Here is a 17830-nt window from a genome sequence, read left to right on the forward strand (position 1 = left end):
GCCCCAGCCGTGCAGCCCGGCGGCACCGTCTGGTGGGCTCCGCTGAAGCCGCCGGCCTGCACGGCTGGGGCGGTGTCCCGCGCGTCCAGCGGGGACTGCCAGGTCGCCGGCGCCGGCGCGCTGGTCCGCCACTGGTCGGGCAGGGTCGCCGCCGACGTCGTGGCGCCGGCGAACGGCTCGGCGTGGCCGACCGGGGTCAGTGGGGCCTGCTCGACCGCCATCGGCTGGCGTGGCCGGGTGAGCACCTGCTCGCGGCCCCGGTTGGTGGGCAGCACCACGGTGGCGGCGGGCAGCGTCACCTGAGCGACAGTGCCGCCCTCCACGTTGCGGCGCAACTCGACGCGGATCCCGTAGCGGGACGCGAGCCGGCTCACCACGGCCAGACCCATCAGCCGGAACGCGGCGACGTCCACACTCGGCGGCGCGGCCAGCCGCCGGTTGAGCGAGTCGAGCTGCTCGTCGGTGAGGCCGAGCCCGCGGTCCTCGATCTGGATCAGCACGTAGTCGCGGATCCGCCGACCGTCGGCGACGACGGTCGTGTTGGGCGGCGAGAACCGGGTGGCGTTGTCGAGCAGCTCGGCGACGAGGCGCACCACGTCGTTGACCGCGTGCGCGGCGACCGAGATGTCGGTGTCGACGGTGCCGAACTCGATGCGGTTGTACAGCTCGACCTCGGACTGGGCGGCGCGCAGCACGTCCACCACCAGCGCGTCGTCCCGACGCGGCACGGCGGAGTCGGCGCCGGCCAGGACCAGCAGGTTCTCGTCGTTGCGGCGCATCCGGGTGGCGAGGTGGTCCAGCTCGAAGAGCTGCGCCAGCCGCTTCGGGTCCTCCTCGCCGCGCTCGATCGCGTCCAGCTCGCCGATCATCCGGTCGACCAGGGTCTGACTGCGCCGGGCCAGGTTGAGGAACATCGCCGAGACGCTGGTGCGCAGCGCGGCCTGCTCGGCCGCGACCCGCACCGCCTCCCGGTGTACGACGTTGAAGGCCGACGCCACCTGACCGATCTCGTCGCGGTTGGTGAGCTGGATCGGGTCCCGGACCTGGCGGACGATCTCGTCCACCCCGCCGTCGCCCACACTGCCCATGTTCTGCAGACGCCGCACCGCGTCGGGCAGGTCGTGGTTGGCCACCGACAGCGCGCCCTCGCGCAGCCGGCGCAGCGAGTGGTTCAGCGAACGGGCCAGCACCACGGCCAGCGACACCGCGATGATGAGGGTGAGCAGCACCAGCACCGACTCGACCACGGCCTGCCGGATGACGTTCGCGCGCGCCTGGTCGGCCTGCTCCAGCAGACGGTTCTGCAGTTGGGTCTCGGCCCAGCGCATCAGGTCGTTGACCGCGCCGATGGCGGCGGTGGCGTCCTGCGCGGTGACCAGAGGTCGTTGCCCGACCGAGCGGGTGATGTCGGTGGCCACCCGGTCGGCCAGGCCGACGGCGTCACCGGAGACGGTGCTGTCGACCAGGGCGCGCTGCTCCGGGTCGGCGGCGAGCGAGAAGGCGACCAGGGCCTCCTGCTGGCTGGTCAGCGTGGCGACGAAGGACGAGAACTGCTCCTCGTCGAGCTGGCCGGCGGTCAGCGCGGTGAACGCGACCGCCTCCTCCTCGGCGACGGACGATTTGGCCCGGGCGAACGCGGCCACGGCGCGCCGGCTGTCCGACAGCTTCTCCTCGCCGGGCAGCTGGGCGAGCCCGTCACCGTAGGCGACGAGGTCGGTGAGGATGACGCCGTAGCGCAGCACCGCCTCGGCGACCGCCATCTGCCGGCGGTCCAGCACCTCCTGGCGGGTACCGTCCAACGTCGACAGGTGCTCGTCGATGACGGCCAGCCGGTCCCGCAGGGCCGCCGGCACCTCGCCGACCCGCTCCCGCTCGGCGCGGTACTCGTCGACCCGCTGCTGCGTCTGGCGGACCCGCAGGTTGTACGCGTCGGCCGGCTGCTGCGGGGCGGCCAGGTACGCCGCCGCGGCCATCCGCTCGACCTGGAGGTCCTGCGTCAGCGCGCTGACGTCGATGGAGAGCGCGGTGAGCGACCGGGCCCGGGTGGCGTCGAGGGCGCCCTCGCCGACCGAGATCAGCCGGACCGTGGCCAGCGCGATCACGGCCGCCACCGGGACGACCAGGATCAGCGCCAGCTTGGACCGGATCCGGGCGTCGCGCAGTCTCGGCATCCGTCGGCGCGAGGGCCGAGCAGACTCGCCGAGCGCGGGCAGGGTCGTCGGTCCGGTGCTCACGACATCGCCTCCGTCGTTTCTTCCCCGCCTGACCCGCCGAACCGTGCCGTGGGCGGAGGGGACCACGCGCGGCACGGCCGCGATTTCATCAGAGAAGGTCCTCTTTGGGAAGCCGCGGTGCGGTAGGAAACGGTCGGACGGCGCGCAACCCGTGATCCGGTCAACTGATACCTTCATTTCCGCAAGCCCCTGAACAGGGCATGTAACTCCAGAGTGGTCGCGCGTGTATGCAAAGTGAGCTTTTGCAAACATTGCGTTACCCCAGCATGTGGGATGGCCGTCCCGAAAATGCGACCCGCGTCCGCGCTTGACCACAGCGCCGGCCATTGGCAAGGTTTTGCAGGCTTCGCGCACACCGTACGGCAGACCGATCCCGTCTCTCCACTGAGGACGGATTAGCGGCGGTGACCGGGCAGCGCCCGCGCCCGCACCTGGAGGACTGAGTTGAGCCCCATCCGCTCCGCGACCATCGCGGCGCTCGCATCGGCCGTAGTGGCCACCACGCTCACCGGCTGTCAGTTCGGCGGGGCGGAGCAGGACACGAGTCCGATCGTGATCGCCGCCGACCTCGAACTGTCCGGTGCCGCCGCCCCGGTCGGGCGCGCATACCAACGGGCCCTGGAACTCAAGGTCGAGCAGTTGAACTCCTCCGGAGCACTGAACGGCCGGAAGATCGAGCTGAAGTGGAAGGACAACCGTTCCGACGCCGCCGAGTCGTTGCGCAACATCGCCGACTTCAGCGGTGATTCCCGGGTCAGCGCCATCATCATGGGCGGCTGCAACGAATGCGCGGTCGGCGCCGTCGGCACCATCAACGAGAAGAAGATTCCCACCATTGCGCTCGCCGCTTCCGGGACGATCGCCAACCCCGTCGCCGATCGGCGTTACGTGTTCAAGCTGGGCCCGAACGCCGCGGACAGCGCCGCCGCCCTCACCACCGAACTGCGCCGCAAGAACGTCCGCAAGGTGGGCCTGCTCCACAGCGACGACGACTACGGCCGAGAGGGCGTCGTCGCGCTCCGCCGCGAACTGGCCAAGACCACCATCAAGCCGGTCGGCGAGGAGTCGGTGAAGACCACCGACACCGAGGTCAGCCAGCAGATCGGGCGGCTCGTCGGGCTCAAGCCCGACGCGCTGGTCGTCTGGACGCCGCCGGAGCAGGCGTCGCTGGCCGCCACCAGCGCCCAGCAGGCCAAGTTCCGTGGGTCGCTGTTCTTCGACGCGGGAGCGGCGGGTGACCTCTTCCTCGGCGCGGCGGCCCGGGCCACCGAGCGGGCCACGCTGATCTTCACGCAGACCATGGTGATCGACGACGTGATCGCCACGACCCCGGCGAAGGCCGCCCGGCGGCAGTGGTTCCAGGACTACACCGCCCGCTTCGGCGGGTACAACGGGTCGTCGTCGTTCGCCGCCGACGCGGTCCAGCTGATCGCCGACGCCGAGCTCCGCTCCGGTGGACCGGCCGGGCAGGTGAACCGCGACGGCATCCGGGACGTGCTGGAGACGTCCCAGATGGACGGCCTCTCGGGCCCGATCCGGATGACGCCGGACAACCACTCCGGGCTGATGCCGCAGGCGCTCACCACGCTGGTCGCCCGCAACGGCCGGTGGCGGCTGGCGGGGTAACACGCCGGGCCTCGTGTTCTGCTCGTCCGCCTGATCCGTCGTGCTCGCGGTGGGGTGTGGCCTACCCTGCCCGGCTCCGGGCGGTCAGGCTTGATCCCTCCGCCGGGCACGGTAGGCCACACCCGTGCGTCACCGGGTCGACGGGAAGGGCCGGCCTCCGGTGGGGGCCGGCCCTGCGCGTTCCAGCGGGTGATCTTGTTTTGCCTCCGGTCAGCGGCTGCTGGTCGTCTCCCGCACCCAGGGCAGGGAGATCCGCTCGACCAGCACGAGCGCCGCGTAGAGCAGGATGCTCACCAGCGCCACCAGCATGATCGCCGCCCAGGCGGTGGCGGTGTCGCCGACGCCGGCGTACTGGAGGATGACGTAGCCGAGGCCGCTCTCGCCGGCCTGGAACTCACCGATCACCGCGCCGATCGCGGCCAGTGGCATGGCCACCTTGAGCCCGACGAAGATCTGCGGCAGCGCGGCCGGGAAGCGCACCTTGCGGAACGCCTGCCAGCGGGAGGCGTTCCAGGAACGGACCAGCTCGGCCAGATCGGACGGCGTGGTGGTCAGCCCGGTCGCGGTGGAGAGCACGATCGGGAAGAAGCAGAGCAGGAACACCATGGTCAGGATCGGCTTCTGACCCCACCCGAGCGCGACCACCAGCAGCGGCCCGAGCGTGATCTTGGGCACCGCGTTGATGGCGACCAGGAGCGGTGTGAACATCCGCTCCACCATCCGGGAGCTGGCCAGCGAGAGTCCGATCAGGACACCGGCGGCCGCCGACAGGGCGAAGCCGACCAGGATCTCCAGCAGCGTGTCCCAGGTGTGCTCCAGCATCCGGGCGGGCTTGTCGACGAACGCGGTGAGCACGTCGCCGGGCGGTGGCAGGGCCGCCGGGTGGACCAGCTCCAGCCGGGCGACCAACCACCAGGCCGCCAGGGCGACCAGGAGGCCGGCCACGGGCAGCAGCGCGGCCCCGGCCCCGGCGCGTACGCCGGCACCCCGACCGCCGCGCCCCGCTTGAGGGCCGGCACCCGGGGGTGGGGGCGCCGTCACCGCCGGGTCGGCTGACCGGACGTCGGTCATCTTGTCCTCCTCGAATTCCCTCGGCCCCGAGGGCCGACGGGCGACGGGGGTACGCCCCACCGGGATCGGCGGGACGTACCCCCGGGTGACGACCGGACGATCAGGCCTTCGGCGTGAGGCTGAAGTCGATGATCTGCTCGGGGGTGATGTTCTGCTTCAGCGCGCCGGCGCCCTGCAGGATCGCGATGCTCTTGGCGACCCGGCCGTTGTCCAGCGTGCCGAGCGCGGTACCGGAGTTGCCGGAGCGGACATACGCGGCCATCAGGTCCAGCTCGGCGGCGGCCGCGACCGGGTTGGTGGCGTCGACGTTCTTCTTCAGGATCTCGGCGGCCTCCTTGGAGTTCGCCAGGCTGTACTCCAGGCCCTTGAGCAGCGCCGCGGTGAACCGCTTCACCATCTCGGGCTTCTCCTTGGCGATCTTCGAGGAGGTGATCAGCACGTTGCCGTAGAGGTCCTGCATCACGTTGCTGTACGGCAGCATGACGGCCTTCTTCTTGGCCACCGCCTCGATGGTCGGCTGGCCGACGACGAACTGACCGATGCCGTCCACCGACCCGGAGGCCAGCGTGCCGATCAGCGCCTGCGCCTCACCGTTGACCCAGGTCACCTTGGTGGCGTCCACACCGGCGAGCCGGGCGTACGTCGGGAACAGGTTGCGGACCACGGACCCGGGGGTGTCGGCGAGCTTCTTGCCCTCCAGGTCCTTCGGGGACGCGATGTTCTTGCCCTCGACGGTGGCGATGCCGGCCATCGTGCGCTGCTGGATCGCGGCCACCGCGACGAAGTCCTTCGCCTGGCCGTTGCCGAGCTGGAGCAGGCCACCCGTGAGGTCGATCGGGCCGAAGTCGGCCTGGCCGCCGACGACGGTCTGGATCACACCGCCGGTGCCCTGACCAGCCTTGATCTCGACGTCGAAGCCAGCGTCCTTGAAGAAGCCCTTCTCCTTCGCCACCCAGGCGTAGGAGTCGCGGCCGAAGTTACCGAAGGAGGTGAGGTAGGTCACCTTCTCCAGCGCCCCGCCGTTGCCGCCCTTGGCGTCGTCGGACGAGTCCGACCCGCTGCTGCAGGCGGAGACAAGGGCGAGGGCGGTGGCCAGCGCGGCCGTAGCGACCGTACGGGTCAGCCTTCTCATCAGTGCACCATGTCCTTTCCGACCGGGGCCGGCAGGCACCGGAGGGGGTTGTCGCGGCGGAACCGGCGGGAGGGGGTGAAGCCGGGCACCGCCATCGTGAGGGGACTCTTCGCGGGCACAGCGTACGAGAAACCCACCTTTACGACGCCAGGCGTACCGGGTTGCGGAACGGAAACAACCTGACGACCACCCCGGACAGTGCGATGAGGAGACAAGCCGGCTAGCCTTTGGCGGATTCCTGACCGTCCACTCAGCGGAGGTCCGCCGGAGATGATCCGACTGTCCGGAGTGTCGCGTACCTTCGAGGGCCGGTCCGGCCGGGTCGAGGCACTGCGGGGCATCGACCTCGACGTCGCCGAGGGCGAGTTCGTCGCCGTGCTCGGCCGCTCCGGCTGCGGCAAGTCCACCCTGCTGCGGCTGGTGGCCGGGCTGCTCCCGCTGACCGCCGGCGAGATCACCGTGGCCGGTACGCCGATCACCCGGCCCCGCCGGGACATCGCCATGCTGTTCCAGAAGCCGGCGCTGCTGCCCTGGCGCACGGTGCTCGACAACGTCCTCCTGCCCGTGGAGATCTTCGGCTGGGGCCGCGCCAAGCACCGCGAGCGCGCCCGGGAACTGCTCGACGTGGCCGGGCTGTCCGGCTTCGAGAAGCGGCTCCCGCACGAACTCTCCGGCGGCATGCAGCAGCGGGTGTCGCTGTGCCGGTCGCTGATCGGCGAGCCCCGGGTGATGTTGATGGACGAGCCGTTCTCCGCGCTGGACGCGCTCACCCGGGAGGAGCTCTCCGGCGAACTCCAGCGGGTGCACATGGAGAACAAGCCGACGATCGTCTTCGTCACCCACTCGATCGACGAGGCGGTGCTGCTCGCCGACCGGGTGGTCGTGCTGAGCCCCCGCCCCGGCCGGATCCGCAAGGTGGTCGAGGTGAACATCCCCCGGCCCCGCACGCTGGGCCGCAACGCCCACCTCGCCGACGTCGCCCGGGTGAGCGCCGACCTGCACGAGCTGTTGATGGAACGCGACCAGCCGGCCGCGGCCGGGGCGGAAGGACGATGAGCATGCGGGTGTCGGTCTTCACCGAGCCGCACCGGGGCGCCAGCTACGACGACCAGCTGCGCTTCGCCCGGCTGGTCGAGGCGGGCGGCTTCGAGGGTTTTCTCCGCGCCGATCACTACCAGTCGATGGGCGCCGACCCGGGCCTGCCCGGCCCGACGGACGCCTGGCTGACCCTGGCCGCGCTGGCACGGGAGACCGAGCGCATCCGGCTCGGCACCCTCGTCACCTCCGCCACCTTCCGGTTGCCCGGTCCGCTGGCGGTGATGGTCGCGCAGGTCGACCAGATGAGCGGCGGCCGGGTCGAGCTGGGCATCGGCGCCGGCTGGTACGAGCGCGAGCACACCTCGTACGGCATCCCGTTCCCGGCGGTCGGCGAGCGCTTCGACCGGCTGGCCGAGCAGCTTGAGGTGATCACCGGGCTGTGGCGGACCCCGCCGGGCGAGACGTACAGCTACTCCGGCGACCATTACCGGCTGGTGGACGCACCGGCCCTGCCCAAGCCGGTGCAGGTGCCCGGCCCGCCGATCATCGTGGGCGGGCGCGGCCCCAAGCGCACCCCCGAGCTGGCCGCCCGGTACGCCACCGAGTTCAACATGCCGTTCAAGACCGTCGCGGAGACCGCCACGGCGTACGACCGGGTGCGTGAGGCGTGTACCCGCGCCGGCCGGACGGAGTCCGGGCGCGCGCCCCTCACGCTCAGCGCCGGAATCGTGGTCGCCGTCGGACGGACCGACGCGGAGGCGCGGCGACGGGCCGCGCCACTGCACGAGAAGAGCGCGCTGCCGCCGGAGGACCCGGTGGTCGGCTCGCCCGCGCAGCTCGTGCAGCGGATCGGCGAGTTCGCCGCGATCGGCGCCACCCGCGTGCACCTGCGCCTGATCGACTTCGCTGACCTCGACCACCTTGAGCTGATCGCCGCCGAGGTGCTCCCGCAACTGGACGGAGAACGATGACCGACGTGTTCGACGGGACCGAACTCGGGCCGGTGGGCCAGGAGATCGTGTACGAGAACGACCGGGTCCGGGTCTGGCACATCCGGCTCGAACCGGGCGAGCGGCAACCGCTGCACCGCCACGACCACCCCTATCTAGTGGTGGCGATCGAGGGCGCGAAGAACGTCGTGCAGACGGTCGACGGCACCCGGATCGACGCCGACGAACCGACCGGCGGAGTGGTCTACCGGGACCCGGGAGCCGTACACATGCTCACCAATGTCGGGGATACGACGTACCTGGCCCGGCTGGTCGAACTGAAGTAGACCCGCCAGGAGCGGGCCGGCGCGCCGCGCGGCGCGCCGTTCGCGATCGGGGTACCAGGTGCGTAACGTGCCGGACATGGCCTTTCGGACCTGGGGAAGACTGCTGCTCACGGCGCTCGGGGTGAGCGTGCTGGCCGGAGCCGGCCAGCTCGGCGTCGCGTACGGATTCGGCATCATCCGACTCACCGGCGCCTTCACCGGCACGACCGTCAATCAGTGGCCGGCCCAGCTCGTCTGGGTGGGCTGGTTCGCCGCGAACGCCGCCGTCGCCGGCGCCGTCCTGACCGGACGCCTGGCCCGCCGGGACGCCCTGCCGACCAGCACCGGCCGGCAGTTGGCCGTCGGCGCGGCAGCCGCGCTCGGCGCCACCGTGGTCGCCCCGCTCTGCATGCAGCCCGCCCGGGCGGCCGAACTGATCTCCATCGACCCGGTCTGGGCGGTCGGCATCTGCGCCGTGCTCGGCGCGGTGATCGGGGCCGGCGCGGCGATCGCCGTCCTGCTCCGGCCCGAGCTGGGCTGGAACATGGCGGCCGTGGCGGGCGCGGTGTGGGTGCTGGCGCTCGTCTCCGTCCTGCCGTCGCTCGGCACGGTGGGCCCGCTGCCCACGGTGCGGCTCGGCGTGCTCGAGCCGAGCTGGCTGGACGACGACGTGGCCCAGCGGCTCGCGCTGCTCCTGCTGCCCATCACGGCACTGCTCGCTGGCGCGGCGACAGCCGGGCTGGCCCGCTGGCGGGGCCAGGTCCCACTGGTCAGCGGTGCCACCGGGGTGGCCGGGCCGGTGCTGGTGGCGTTCGCCTACCTCACCGCCGGCCCCGGCGACGCGGTGGACCGCTACCAGACCACCCCCTACTACGGGGCACTGATCGCGATCCTCGCCGGCGGGCTCGGCGCGGCTGCCGCCGCCCTGCTGCGCTGGCCGCCGCGCGCCCGCACCGCCGACCAGCAGGCCATCGCGCCGAGCGCCATTCTGCCGCCGCTGCCCATCGGCCCGGCGCTACCGGGCACCGGGTCGGCCGATGACCGGGACACCGCCGAGCCCACCGGCGCGGACCTGGCCCGCACCGGCGAGCGGCGTGACCTGCGCCCCGCCGACAGCACGGGCGCCGTCCGCACCGTCCCGGCCCACTGGGACTGGCCGGCGGCCCCGGCGAGTGGCCAGCACGGTCCGGCTCCCGCCGAGCCGACCACGAACGACTCGGACACGAACGAGTCGGACACGGACGGCTCGGCCAGCGGCGAGCCGGGCCGGGCCGTACCGGACGCGGACCAGCCGGGCCGCCGCACCAGCCGGCGCACCCCGGCCGCGTCCGCCGCCTGGCTGACCGAGCCGACCGGCGAGTTCGCCGCCGCGCGGCACCAGCACCCCCTGAGCCCGGCCGAGGAGCCGACCACCCCCCACTTCGCCGGCCCCGACCCGGCCAGCGAGGCCACCCGCCCGGCGCCAGCGAGCACCGATCCCGCTCCGGTCGCCGCCCACGGGATGACCGGACCGAACGAGGCCACCCCGCCGGCACCCGACGCGCGGAAGGCCTCCGACGCGGACGGTCCCGCCGGGTCGAGCCTCGGGGTCACCAGCGACGTCACCGGCGCGAGCACCTCCGCCCTGGCGGGCCGGACCGACGTCGGGGCGGCCGGTCCGACGGGCAGCCCCGGAGCCGACGGTTCGACCAGCACCCCGAAGACGATCACGACGGGCCCGGCCCAGCCGGCCGGCGAAGCCGCGACGAGCAACGGCCCGACCAGGGCCACGGCGGCCACCGCGAGCGCGGGCACGGGCACGGGCGTGGCAGGCGCGGTGAGCACGGCGGGCGCCGGCGCCGGCAAGAGCACAGCGGGCACGGCCGGCAGGGAGAGCACGACCACCGCGGGCACGAAGAGCACGAGCACGGCAGGCACGGCGGATGCGACCGCCGCGGGCGCGGGCACGACCGGCGCGGGCACGACGAGCGCAGGCACGACGAGCGCAGGCACGACGAGCGCAGGCACGACGAGCGCAGGCACGACCGCCACGGGCACGACGGGCGCGGGCACGGCCAGCGCCGCTCCCGAGGCGACGGCGCCGAAGCCTCGCCGGGCCCGCAAGCCGAAGTCGAGTCCGGCCGCCGCGACATCCGACCTGACCGACGGCACGATTCCGTCCGACCCGGTCGCCGCCGACCCGGTGACCGCCGCCGGCCCCGCCAGGTCGTCCACCGCCGGCCGTGTCCGGAAGACCGCCCGGCCGGCAAAGGCCGCCGGCAACAGCGGCTCCAGCACGCACGCGGACGTCCCCGCCGCCGACATCCCGGCCACCGAGTCCGACCGGGACGCCAGGCCGCCCGCAGCCACCCCGGCTACGCCGGCCGCGACCGGCGAACAGGCAGCGACCCCCGCCGCCATCGACCCGTCGGCTGTTCCGACATCCGCGGACGCCGTCGCACCCGCGACCGAGCGGGCCACCGACTCCGACCGGTCCGCGGCCCCGGGAGGTTCCTCCGGCTCTCTGTTCAGGGCGACCGGCGATCCGGACGGCGCCCGCTGGACCCCGACCGCGCCGGCCTGGCCGGTCACCCCGGCGTGGACCGCGGGACCGCAGGCGGCTGATCCGGAGCAGGCCGTGCCGGAGGAGCCGACCGAGTGGACGCCCCGCCCCCGGCACCGGGCGCCGCTGCCGGACCTGAGCCGGGCCAACACCTGGGACGCCTTCACCACCCGGCCTACCGGTTCGGCGGACCAGTCGGAGAGTTCGACCGGGACCACCGGGCTGGCGTCCAACGACTCGGCCGCGACCGGCGACCCGGCGACTCCCGCCACCTCGTCGAGCACGACGGCGCCGGCCGGACCGGACGCACCGCGCAGCGCATCGGACCGGGCGGCCGCCCGGTGGCGACGGGCATCGGGCACGCCTGACCCGACCGCCGCTCCGTCCGACCCGGACACCTCGGCGGGCCAGCCGAGCCGGACCTCCGCGTTCCCGGTGGTACCGGAACAGTCCGGCGTACGCGCCGAGGCCGACACCGAGGCTCCCGCGAGCGCGGACGATGCCCCTGCCGCTCCGACGTCCACGGACGACGCGGAGCAGCCCTCCCGTCGGGGACGGCTCGGCGGCCTGTTCCGCCGCAACCGGTCCCGGGCCGCCGAGGAGGAGAGCACGGACCCGTCGGATGCGCCGGAGCCACTGCCCGCACAGGACGAGGAGTTCGTCGACTGGGTCGCCGGCCTGAGCAAGCCGGTCACGGACAACGAGCCCGAACAGGAGAGCGGCCGACGGTCGCTGCGCTCCACCGGCCGGCACCACCGTGAGTGACCCGGGCCGGCGTACCGCAGCCCTGCGCTGACCCGCTCACACCGGGCGGGCCAGCGCAGGGCGGGTGGATCAGGCCAGCGGCAGGTAGACCCGGCCGCCGCCGGAGACGAACTCCGCCGACTTGTCCCTCATCCCCCGGGCCGCGTACTCCTTGAGCTCCTGGGTGATCTTCATGGAGCAGAACTTCGGGCCGCACATCGAGCAGAAGTGGGCCGTCTTCGCCGGCTCGGCGGGCAGCGTCGCGTCGTGGTACGAGCGCGCCGTCTCCGGGTCCAGCGACAGGTTGAACTGGTCCTCCCAGCGGAACTCGAACCGCGCCTTCGACAGCGCGTCGTCCCACGCCTGCGCACCGGGGTGACCCTTGGCCAGGTCCGCCGCGTGCGCCGCGATCTTGTACGCGATCACGCCCGCCTTGACGTCGTCCCGGTCCGGCAGGCCGAGGTGCTCCTTCGGGGTGACGTAGCAGAGCATCGCGGTGCCGAACATGCCGATCATCGCGGCGCCGATCGCCGAGGTGATGTGGTCGTACGCGGGCGCGATGTCGGTGGTCAGCGGGCCGAGCGTGTAGAACGGCGCCTCGTGGCACCACTCCTGCTGGAGGTCCACGTTCTCCTTGATCTTGTGCATCGGCACGTGCCCCGGGCCCTCGATCATCACCTGCACGTCGTGCTCCCAGGCGACCCTGGTCAGCTCGCCGAGGGTGCGCAGCTCGGCGAACTGCGCCGCGTCGTTGGCGTCCGCGATCGAGCCGGGCCGCAGCCCGTCACCGAGGGAGAACGTGACGTCGTAGCGGGCCAGCAGCTCGCACAGCTCGGCGAAGTTGGTGTAGAGGAAGTTCTCCTCGTGGTGCGCCAGGCACCACGCCGCCATGATGGAGCCGCCCCGGGAGACGATCCCGGTCACCCGGTCCACCGCCAGCGGCACGTACGGCAGCAGCACCCCGGCGTGCACCGTCATGTAGTCGACGCCCTGCTCGGCCTGCTCGACCACGGTGTCCCGGAACACCTCCCAGCTCAGCTTCACCGGGTCACCGCCGACCTTCTCCAGCGCCTGGTAGATCGGCACCGTCCCGATCGGCACCGGCGAGTTCCGCACGATCGCCTCACGGGTCTCGTGGATCCGCCTGCCGGTGGACAGGTCCATCACGGTGTCCGCGCCCCAACGGGTGGCCCAGGTTAGCTTCTCCACCTCCTCGGCGACCGACGAGCTGACCGCGGAGGTGCCGATGTTGGCGTTGACCTTGACCAGGAACGCCTTGCCGATGATCGCCGGCTCGCACTCCGGGTGGTTGACGTTGAGCGGCAGCACGGCCCGACCGGCGGCGATCTCGGCCCGGACGAGCTCCGGGTCGACGTTTTCCCGGATCGCCACGAACTCCATCTCGGGCGTCACCACACCGGCCCGCGCGTAGGCGAGCTGGGTCGGGCGGCGCCCGGCCACCCCGGCCAGCGGCGTACCCGCGCCCCGAGCCGGCGCGACGTCACCCCGTTCGGCGATCCACGGGCCGCGCAGCGGCGGCAGCCCCACCTCCGGGTCCGAGCCGGGACCGGACGTGTCGTAGAGCCGCACCGGCGGATGGTCGCCGGTCAGCGCCACCTCGGCGAACGGCACCCGGACGTCCGGCCGCGACCCCTCGACGTACACCTTGCCTCGTGCCTGCATGACAGCCTCCCTGGTGATCAAGCGGACCAGCCGAAGTGATCCAGCGGTCCGCGGCCCGTGCCCAGCTCCCAACCCCGCGCGCCGGTCAGCGCGCGGAGCACGTACTCCTTGGCGGCCCCGACCGCCGCCGGCACCTCATCGCCCAGCGCGAGCCGGACGGCGATCGCCGCCGAGAACGAGCACCCGGTGCCGTGGGTGTGCCGGGTCTCCACCCGCGGCGCGCGCAACAGGGTGGTGACGCCGCCGCCGTGCAGGACGTCGACCGCCTCACCCCCGTCCAGGTCACCGCCGGTGACCACCACGTGCTCCGGGCCGCCGGCTGCGAGGGCCTCGGCGGCCACGACCATCCCCGCCACGTCGTCCACCAGGCGTCCGGTGATGGCCGCGGCCTCCGCGCAGTTCGGCGTCGCCACCCTGGCGTACGGGAGCAGCCGCTCGACCGCACCCACCACGCCCAGCCGGTGACCACTGGTGGCGACCAGCACCGGGTCGACCACGAGCTGGGGCAGCCGGCCGTCCCGGGCCGCCTCGGCCACCGCGTCGGCGACGGCGGGAGTGCCGAGCATCCCGGTCTTGACTGCGCGGACCGCGAAGTCGGCGAGAACACTGTCGAGCTGTTCGCTGACCGTGCGCGGGGGCAGCGGCAGGACGGCGTCGACGCCCCGGGTGTTCTGCGCGGTGATCGCGGTGAGGACGCTGGTGCCGTACGCGCCGAGCGCCGCGAAGACCTTGAGGTCGGCCTGGATGCCGGCGCCGCCTCCGGAGTCCGAGCCGGCGATGGTGAGCACTGTGCTCGGGGTCATCTCTTCCCCTCGGTGGTCGCTGTCGGGGGCTGCGGCCGACCGTGCCCACTCCGGGCGGTCAGGCTTGATCCCTGCGTGGGCACGGTCGGCCGCAGCCCCGTCGTGGAGACCTGCGCGCCTCCGCGCCAGGTGGGCGTCATCGGGGTGACCGCCTCTTCGAAGGCGCTGGTCAGGGTGGTGGCTGCTTCGGTGGGGTCGTCGGCTCGCATGAGTGCGCCGAGTACCGCCACTCCGACGGCTCCCGCCTTCACGCAGGCGGTGACCTGGGCCGGGGTTTCGATGCCGCCCAGCGCGAGGACCGGGGTTGGGCTGCTCTGGATCAGCCTGTGCAGCCTCTCGGTGCCCAGAGGTGGGCCGTAGCCCGGCTTGGTTCTTGTCGGGTGGACCGGGGAGAGGGTGGTGTAGTGCTCGGTGGTGAGGCGGTGCAGCTCGGCCTGGTTGTGGCAGGAGCGGCCGACCAGCGGGTGGGTCGGTGGCGGGTAGGGGCCGGCTGCGGGCAGGTGGACGGCGTCGCCGTCGAGCGGGTCGGGGCCCGCCACGATCAGGGTTCCGCCGGCGTCGGCGAGGATCGCGCGCAGGTCGGCGGCGAGGGCGGCGCGCTCCGCGCGGGGCAGGTCCTTCTCCCGCAGCACCACCCAGCGCACTCCCCCGGCGACAGCGCCCGCCACGACCCGGTCGAGCGGTTCCCGGGCCGTCCGCCGGTCCGTCAACACCACCACGCCCGACGGCACGACCCGCACCCCTCGGACGGGGGTCACAGGTCCGGTCTTCCCTCGTCGGGGGTGGACGGGAGGGCGTGGAAGCGGCGGGCGATCCGGCCCGCGCCGGCGGCCAGCCGACCCGCCTCGACCGCGTACCGCATCGCGGTTGCCATCGCCACCGGGTCGGCGGCCCGGGTGACGGCGCTGGCCAGCAGCACCGCGTCGCAGCCCAGCTCCATCGCCAGGGCCGCGTCGGACGCGGTGCCGATGCCGGCGTCCAGGATCACCGGCACGTCCACGCCCTGCCGGATCAGCCGGATGTGGTGAGGGTTGCCGATGCCGAGCCCCGAGCCGATGGGCGCCCCGGCCGGCATCACCGCGGCGCACCCCACGTCGGCCAGCCGGCGGGCGAGCACCGGGTCGTCACTGGTGTACGGCAGCACGGTGAAGCCGTCGGCGACCAGTTCCTCGGCGGCGCGGAGCAGCTCGACCCCGTCGGGCAGCAGCGTCCGCTCGTCGCCGATCACCTCCAGCTTGATCCAGTCGGTCTCGAACGCGTCCCTGGCCAACCGCGCCACCTTCGCCGCCTCGGTCGCGGTGTGGCAGCCGGCGGTGTTCGGCAGCAGCCGTACCCCGCACCGGTCCAGCAGGTCCAGCAGGCCACCGCCGGAGCCCGGGGCGATGTCGACCCGGCGCAGCGCCAGGGTGACCAGCTCGGTGCCGGACGCGCGGATCGCCTGCTCCAGCACGTGCAGGTTGGCGGCACCGCCGGTGCCGAGGATCAGCCGTGAGGTGAACGTCGTCCCACCCAGCTCGAACGGCATGCCCGTCACCCGCCCTGCGCGGCGGTGAGCACCTCGACGCGGTCGCCGTCGCGCAGCGTCGTGGCCGGCCAACCCGCCCGGGGCACCACCTCGCCGTTGACGGCGACCGCCACCCCGCGCTGCTGCCCGATGGTGTCGCGCACCAGGTCCGCAACGGACGCGTCACCGGGGACGGTGCGCCCGACCCCGTTCACCGTGAGTTCCACCGGTCCTCCTCCATCATCTGGTCGGGTCGGCCGCCGGGGCCGGGTTCGGCACCCGCGAACCGGTCGGGCTGGAAGGGCGTGAGCAGCGGGTCGGCCACGCCGGTGGTCACCAGGTCGGCGATCAGGTCGGCGGTGACCGGGGTGAGCACGATGCCGTGCCGGTGGTGCCCGGTGGCGGCCAGCACGTCCGGCCGGCCGGGCAGCGGCCCGAGGATGGGCGCGTTGTCCGGTGTGCCGGGGCGCAGCCCGGCGACCGTCTCGACCAGGTCGTACTCGGCCAGCTCGGGGAGCAGGTCGACGCTGGCGCGGAGCAGGCGCAGCACCGCCCCGGCGGTGACCGTGGTGTCCGACCGCTCCTCGACCGTCGCGCCGAGCACCACCTCGCCGTCGGTGCGGGGCACCAGGTAGACGGTCTCGCCGTCGGCGTACCCCCGGATCACGTGCCGGAAGCCCGGCGCGACGCCACCCGGCGCGCGCAGCCGGAGGATCTGGCCCTTCACCGGCCGCACGGGCAGGCCGGTGAGGTCGGCCGCGCCGCAGCCGGCGGCGACCACGGTGACCGCGGCGTCCACCTCGGACAGATGCCGGACCGCCTGCGGCACGAGCAGCGCGCCGGCCCGCTGCGCGGCCGTGCGCAGCGCCGGCACGAGCAGCCGCGGGTCGACCTGGTGGTCGGTGCTCGCGAGTGCGCCGCCACGCACGCGCGGTGCGAGCGCCGGCTCGCGGTCGCGCAGCTCGGTGGGGCGCAGCGGGGTCACCGGCAGACCCAACCCCTGCTGGTACGCCCAGAGCCGGCGCGCCTCGGCCAGGTCGTCCCCGGTCAGCCCGACCACCAGAGTGCCCTCGGTGCGGTAGCCGAGCTGGACGCCGCTCGCCTCGGTCAGCTCGGCGGCGAACGCCGGCCAGCGGGCGGCGGACGCCAGCAGCAGCTCCGTCAGCTGCCGCTCACCGAAGTACGCCTCGGCGACCGGGGAGAGCATGCCGGCGGCCACCGCCGACGCCCCCGAGCCGGACGCCGGATCGTGCACGACGACCCGCAGCCCGCGGGCGGCGCACCGCCAGGCGATGGACAGGCCGATGGGTCCCGCCCCCACCACCGCCACGTCCGGCCGGGCCCGGTCGTCCGATGGCGTCGACGGGGACCGGCCGGTCAGCACGTCAGGGCCCGGAGCAGCTCGGCGGTGGCGCGGGCGGGGTCGGCGGCGCCGGAGACGGCGCCGACCACCGCCACCCCGTACGCCCCGGCGGCCCGCAGCTCCGGCACCCGGGCGGCGGTCACCCCGCCGATCGCGATGACCGGTACGTGGACGGCGCCGGTGACCGCGCGTACCCCCGCCGCGCCGATCGGGTCCGGCAGCCCGGACTTGGTGCTGGTGGAGTGGCACGGCCCGACGCCCAGGTAGCTGGCCCCCGCGGTGACCGCCTCGACCGCCGTCTCCGGCGCACGGGCGGTGGCTCCCAGCACGCCGGTGGGGCCGAGCACCCGGCGGGCGGCGCCCACCGGCAGGTCGTCGGCCCCGACGTGCCCGCCGGCGGCGCCCACCGCCAGTGCCACGTGCAGCCGGTCGTTGACCAGGCAGGTCGCCCCGTACGGCGCGCAGAGCCCGAGCACCCGCCGGGCCAGGTCGTACGCCTCGCGGTCGGTGGCGGAGTCCTCGACGCGGACCTGCACGACCAAGTCGGCGCGGGCCGCCGTGAGGGCGGCCCGGACGACGGTGAGCGGATCGCGCCCGGGTCGGGTGTCGGTGATCAGATGCAGTCGCCCAAGGGACGGCACGGCAACGCTCCTCCCTGCGCCGGCATTACCCGGATCAGGTTCGACGGTCGGGGGCTGTCAGCCCCCCTCTCAGCCCGGTACACCGGGCTCCCGTGGGTTACTTGCGTGTCACCGTACGACAGATCGGTCCACCTGCCAAGGCCGGGTTCGGTGGCGAACCGGGCGGCCCGTGCCGGACCACGCGACAGAATCCG

General features: G+C 73.6%; 15 protein-coding genes and 1 riboswitch. Of the genes, 5 read left to right on the forward strand and 10 right to left on the reverse strand.

What is annotated here, in order from left to right; genetic code table 11:
- Nucleotides 1-2234, reverse strand: a 2234-nt coding sequence (locus tag DKT68_RS09540; protein WP_109817081.1) for a sensor histidine kinase, incomplete at its 3' end; no start/stop codon positions are given.
- A 444-nt stretch (nucleotides 2235-2678) separates the two neighbouring features.
- Between DKT68_RS09540 and DKT68_RS09545 the strand changes: the two genes are divergently transcribed.
- Complete coding sequence (locus tag DKT68_RS09545; RefSeq protein WP_109817064.1) at nucleotides 2679-3860, forward strand: ABC transporter substrate-binding protein; 1182 nt, start codon at nucleotides 2679-2681, stop codon at nucleotides 3858-3860.
- Nucleotides 3861-4070: 210 nt separating this feature from the next.
- On the opposite strand, the gene DKT68_RS09550 is transcribed toward DKT68_RS09545, so the two are convergent.
- Both DKT68_RS09550 and DKT68_RS09555 read right to left on the reverse strand, forming a co-directional pair.
- A complete protein-coding gene (locus DKT68_RS09550) occupies nucleotides 4071-4931 on the reverse strand; it encodes an ABC transporter permease (protein ID WP_109817065.1) in 861 nt (286 codons plus the stop codon).
- A gap of 100 nt (nucleotides 4932-5031) precedes the next feature.
- Nucleotides 5032-6063 (reverse strand): ABC transporter substrate-binding protein, encoded by a 1032-nt coding sequence (locus DKT68_RS09555; protein WP_109817066.1) that lies wholly within the window; start codon nucleotides 6061-6063, stop codon nucleotides 5032-5034.
- Between the two features lie 270 nt (nucleotides 6064-6333).
- On the opposite strand from DKT68_RS09555, the gene DKT68_RS09560 reads away from it, so the two are divergent.
- The 4 genes from DKT68_RS09560 to DKT68_RS09575 all read left to right on the forward strand — a co-directional run bounded on the left by DKT68_RS09560 (nucleotide 6334) and on the right by DKT68_RS09575 (nucleotide 11663).
- A complete protein-coding gene (locus DKT68_RS09560; protein ID WP_109817067.1) occupies nucleotides 6334-7119 on the forward strand; it encodes an ABC transporter ATP-binding protein in 786 nt (261 codons plus the stop codon).
- Nucleotides 7120-7121: 2 nt separating this feature from the next.
- On the forward strand, nucleotides 7122-8072 hold the full coding sequence (locus DKT68_RS09565; protein ID WP_109817068.1) for an LLM class F420-dependent oxidoreductase: 951 nt from the start codon (nucleotides 7122-7124) through the stop codon (nucleotides 8070-8072).
- The gene (locus tag DKT68_RS09570; protein ID WP_074314545.1) at nucleotides 8069-8377 is read left to right on the forward strand and encodes a cupin domain-containing protein; all 309 of its coding nucleotides are present in this window, start codon (nucleotides 8069-8071) and stop codon (nucleotides 8375-8377) included. The genes DKT68_RS09565 and DKT68_RS09570 overlap by 4 nt, the downstream gene beginning before the upstream one ends.
- 76 nt (nucleotides 8378-8453) lie before the next feature.
- On the forward strand, nucleotides 8454-11663 hold the full coding sequence (locus tag DKT68_RS09575; RefSeq protein ID WP_109817069.1) for a hypothetical protein: 3210 nt from the start codon (nucleotides 8454-8456) through the stop codon (nucleotides 11661-11663).
- A 69-nt stretch (nucleotides 11664-11732) separates the two neighbouring features.
- Here the strand turns inward: DKT68_RS09575 and thiC are convergent, their stop codons facing one another.
- From thiC to thiE, 7 genes are all read right to left on the reverse strand, one after another.
- Nucleotides 11733-13325 (reverse strand): phosphomethylpyrimidine synthase ThiC, encoded by a 1593-nt coding sequence (gene thiC, locus DKT68_RS09580; RefSeq protein WP_109817070.1) that lies wholly within the window; start codon nucleotides 13323-13325, stop codon nucleotides 11733-11735.
- A gap of 17 nt (nucleotides 13326-13342) precedes the next feature.
- A complete protein-coding gene (gene thiD / locus DKT68_RS09585; protein ID WP_109817071.1) occupies nucleotides 13343-14128 on the reverse strand; it encodes a bifunctional hydroxymethylpyrimidine kinase/phosphomethylpyrimidine kinase in 786 nt (261 codons plus the stop codon).
- Entirely contained in the window at nucleotides 14125-14859 is a 735-nt protein-coding gene (locus tag DKT68_RS09590) for a thiamine phosphate synthase (RefSeq protein WP_407940717.1), read from the reverse strand. Before DKT68_RS09590 ends, thiD begins: the two co-directional genes overlap by 4 nt.
- A gap of 23 nt (nucleotides 14860-14882) precedes the next feature.
- A complete protein-coding gene (locus DKT68_RS09595; RefSeq protein WP_330848935.1) occupies nucleotides 14883-15662 on the reverse strand; it encodes a thiazole synthase in 780 nt (259 codons plus the stop codon).
- Nucleotides 15659-15859, reverse strand: coding sequence for a sulfur carrier protein ThiS (thiS, locus tag DKT68_RS09600; protein WP_109817074.1), 201 nt, complete (start codon nucleotides 15857-15859; stop codon nucleotides 15659-15661). Before thiS ends, DKT68_RS09595 begins: the two co-directional genes overlap by 4 nt.
- The gene (gene thiO, locus DKT68_RS09605) at nucleotides 15844-17016 is read right to left on the reverse strand and encodes a glycine oxidase ThiO (protein ID WP_109817075.1); all 1173 of its coding nucleotides are present in this window, start codon (nucleotides 17014-17016) and stop codon (nucleotides 15844-15846) included. Before thiO ends, thiS begins: the two co-directional genes overlap by 16 nt.
- Nucleotides 17010-17636 carry a thiamine phosphate synthase gene (thiE, locus tag DKT68_RS09610; protein WP_109817082.1) on the reverse strand — a complete coding sequence of 209 codons (627 nt, stop codon included), beginning with the start codon at nucleotides 17634-17636 and terminating at the stop codon, nucleotides 17010-17012. The genes thiO and thiE overlap by 7 nt, the downstream gene beginning before the upstream one ends.
- Nucleotides 17631-17740, reverse strand: a riboswitch (TPP riboswitch). It overlaps the preceding gene by 6 nt.
- Between the last annotated feature and the right edge of the window lie 90 nt (nucleotides 17741-17830).

Origin of the sequence: Micromonospora acroterricola (assembly GCF_003172955.1) — a bacterium.
Taxonomy (GTDB): Bacteria; Actinomycetota; Actinomycetes; order Mycobacteriales; family Micromonosporaceae; genus Micromonospora; species Micromonospora acroterricola.

Coding starts and splice junctions, on each gene's coding strand:
- DKT68_RS09570 (WP_074314545.1), top strand. CDS start 8,069: ATGACCGACGTGTTCGACGGGACCGAACTCGGGCCGGTGGGCCAGGAG.
- thiD (WP_109817071.1), bottom strand. CDS start 14,128: ATGACCCCGAGCACAGTGCTCACCATCGCCGGCTCGGACTCCGGAGGC.
- DKT68_RS09565 (WP_109817068.1), top strand. CDS start 7,122: ATGCGGGTGTCGGTCTTCACCGAGCCGCACCGGGGCGCCAGCTACGAC.
- DKT68_RS09555 (WP_109817066.1), bottom strand. CDS start 6,063: ATGAGAAGGCTGACCCGTACGGTCGCTACGGCCGCGCTGGCCACCGCC.
- thiC (WP_109817070.1), bottom strand. CDS start 13,325: ATGCAGGCACGAGGCAAGGTGTACGTCGAGGGGTCGCGGCCGGACGTC.
- DKT68_RS09550 (WP_109817065.1), bottom strand. CDS start 4,931: ATGACCGACGTCCGGTCAGCCGACCCGGCGGTGACGGCGCCCCCACCC.
- DKT68_RS09560 (WP_109817067.1), top strand. CDS start 6,334: ATGATCCGACTGTCCGGAGTGTCGCGTACCTTCGAGGGCCGGTCCGGC.
- DKT68_RS09575 (WP_109817069.1), top strand. CDS start 8,454: ATGGCCTTTCGGACCTGGGGAAGACTGCTGCTCACGGCGCTCGGGGTG.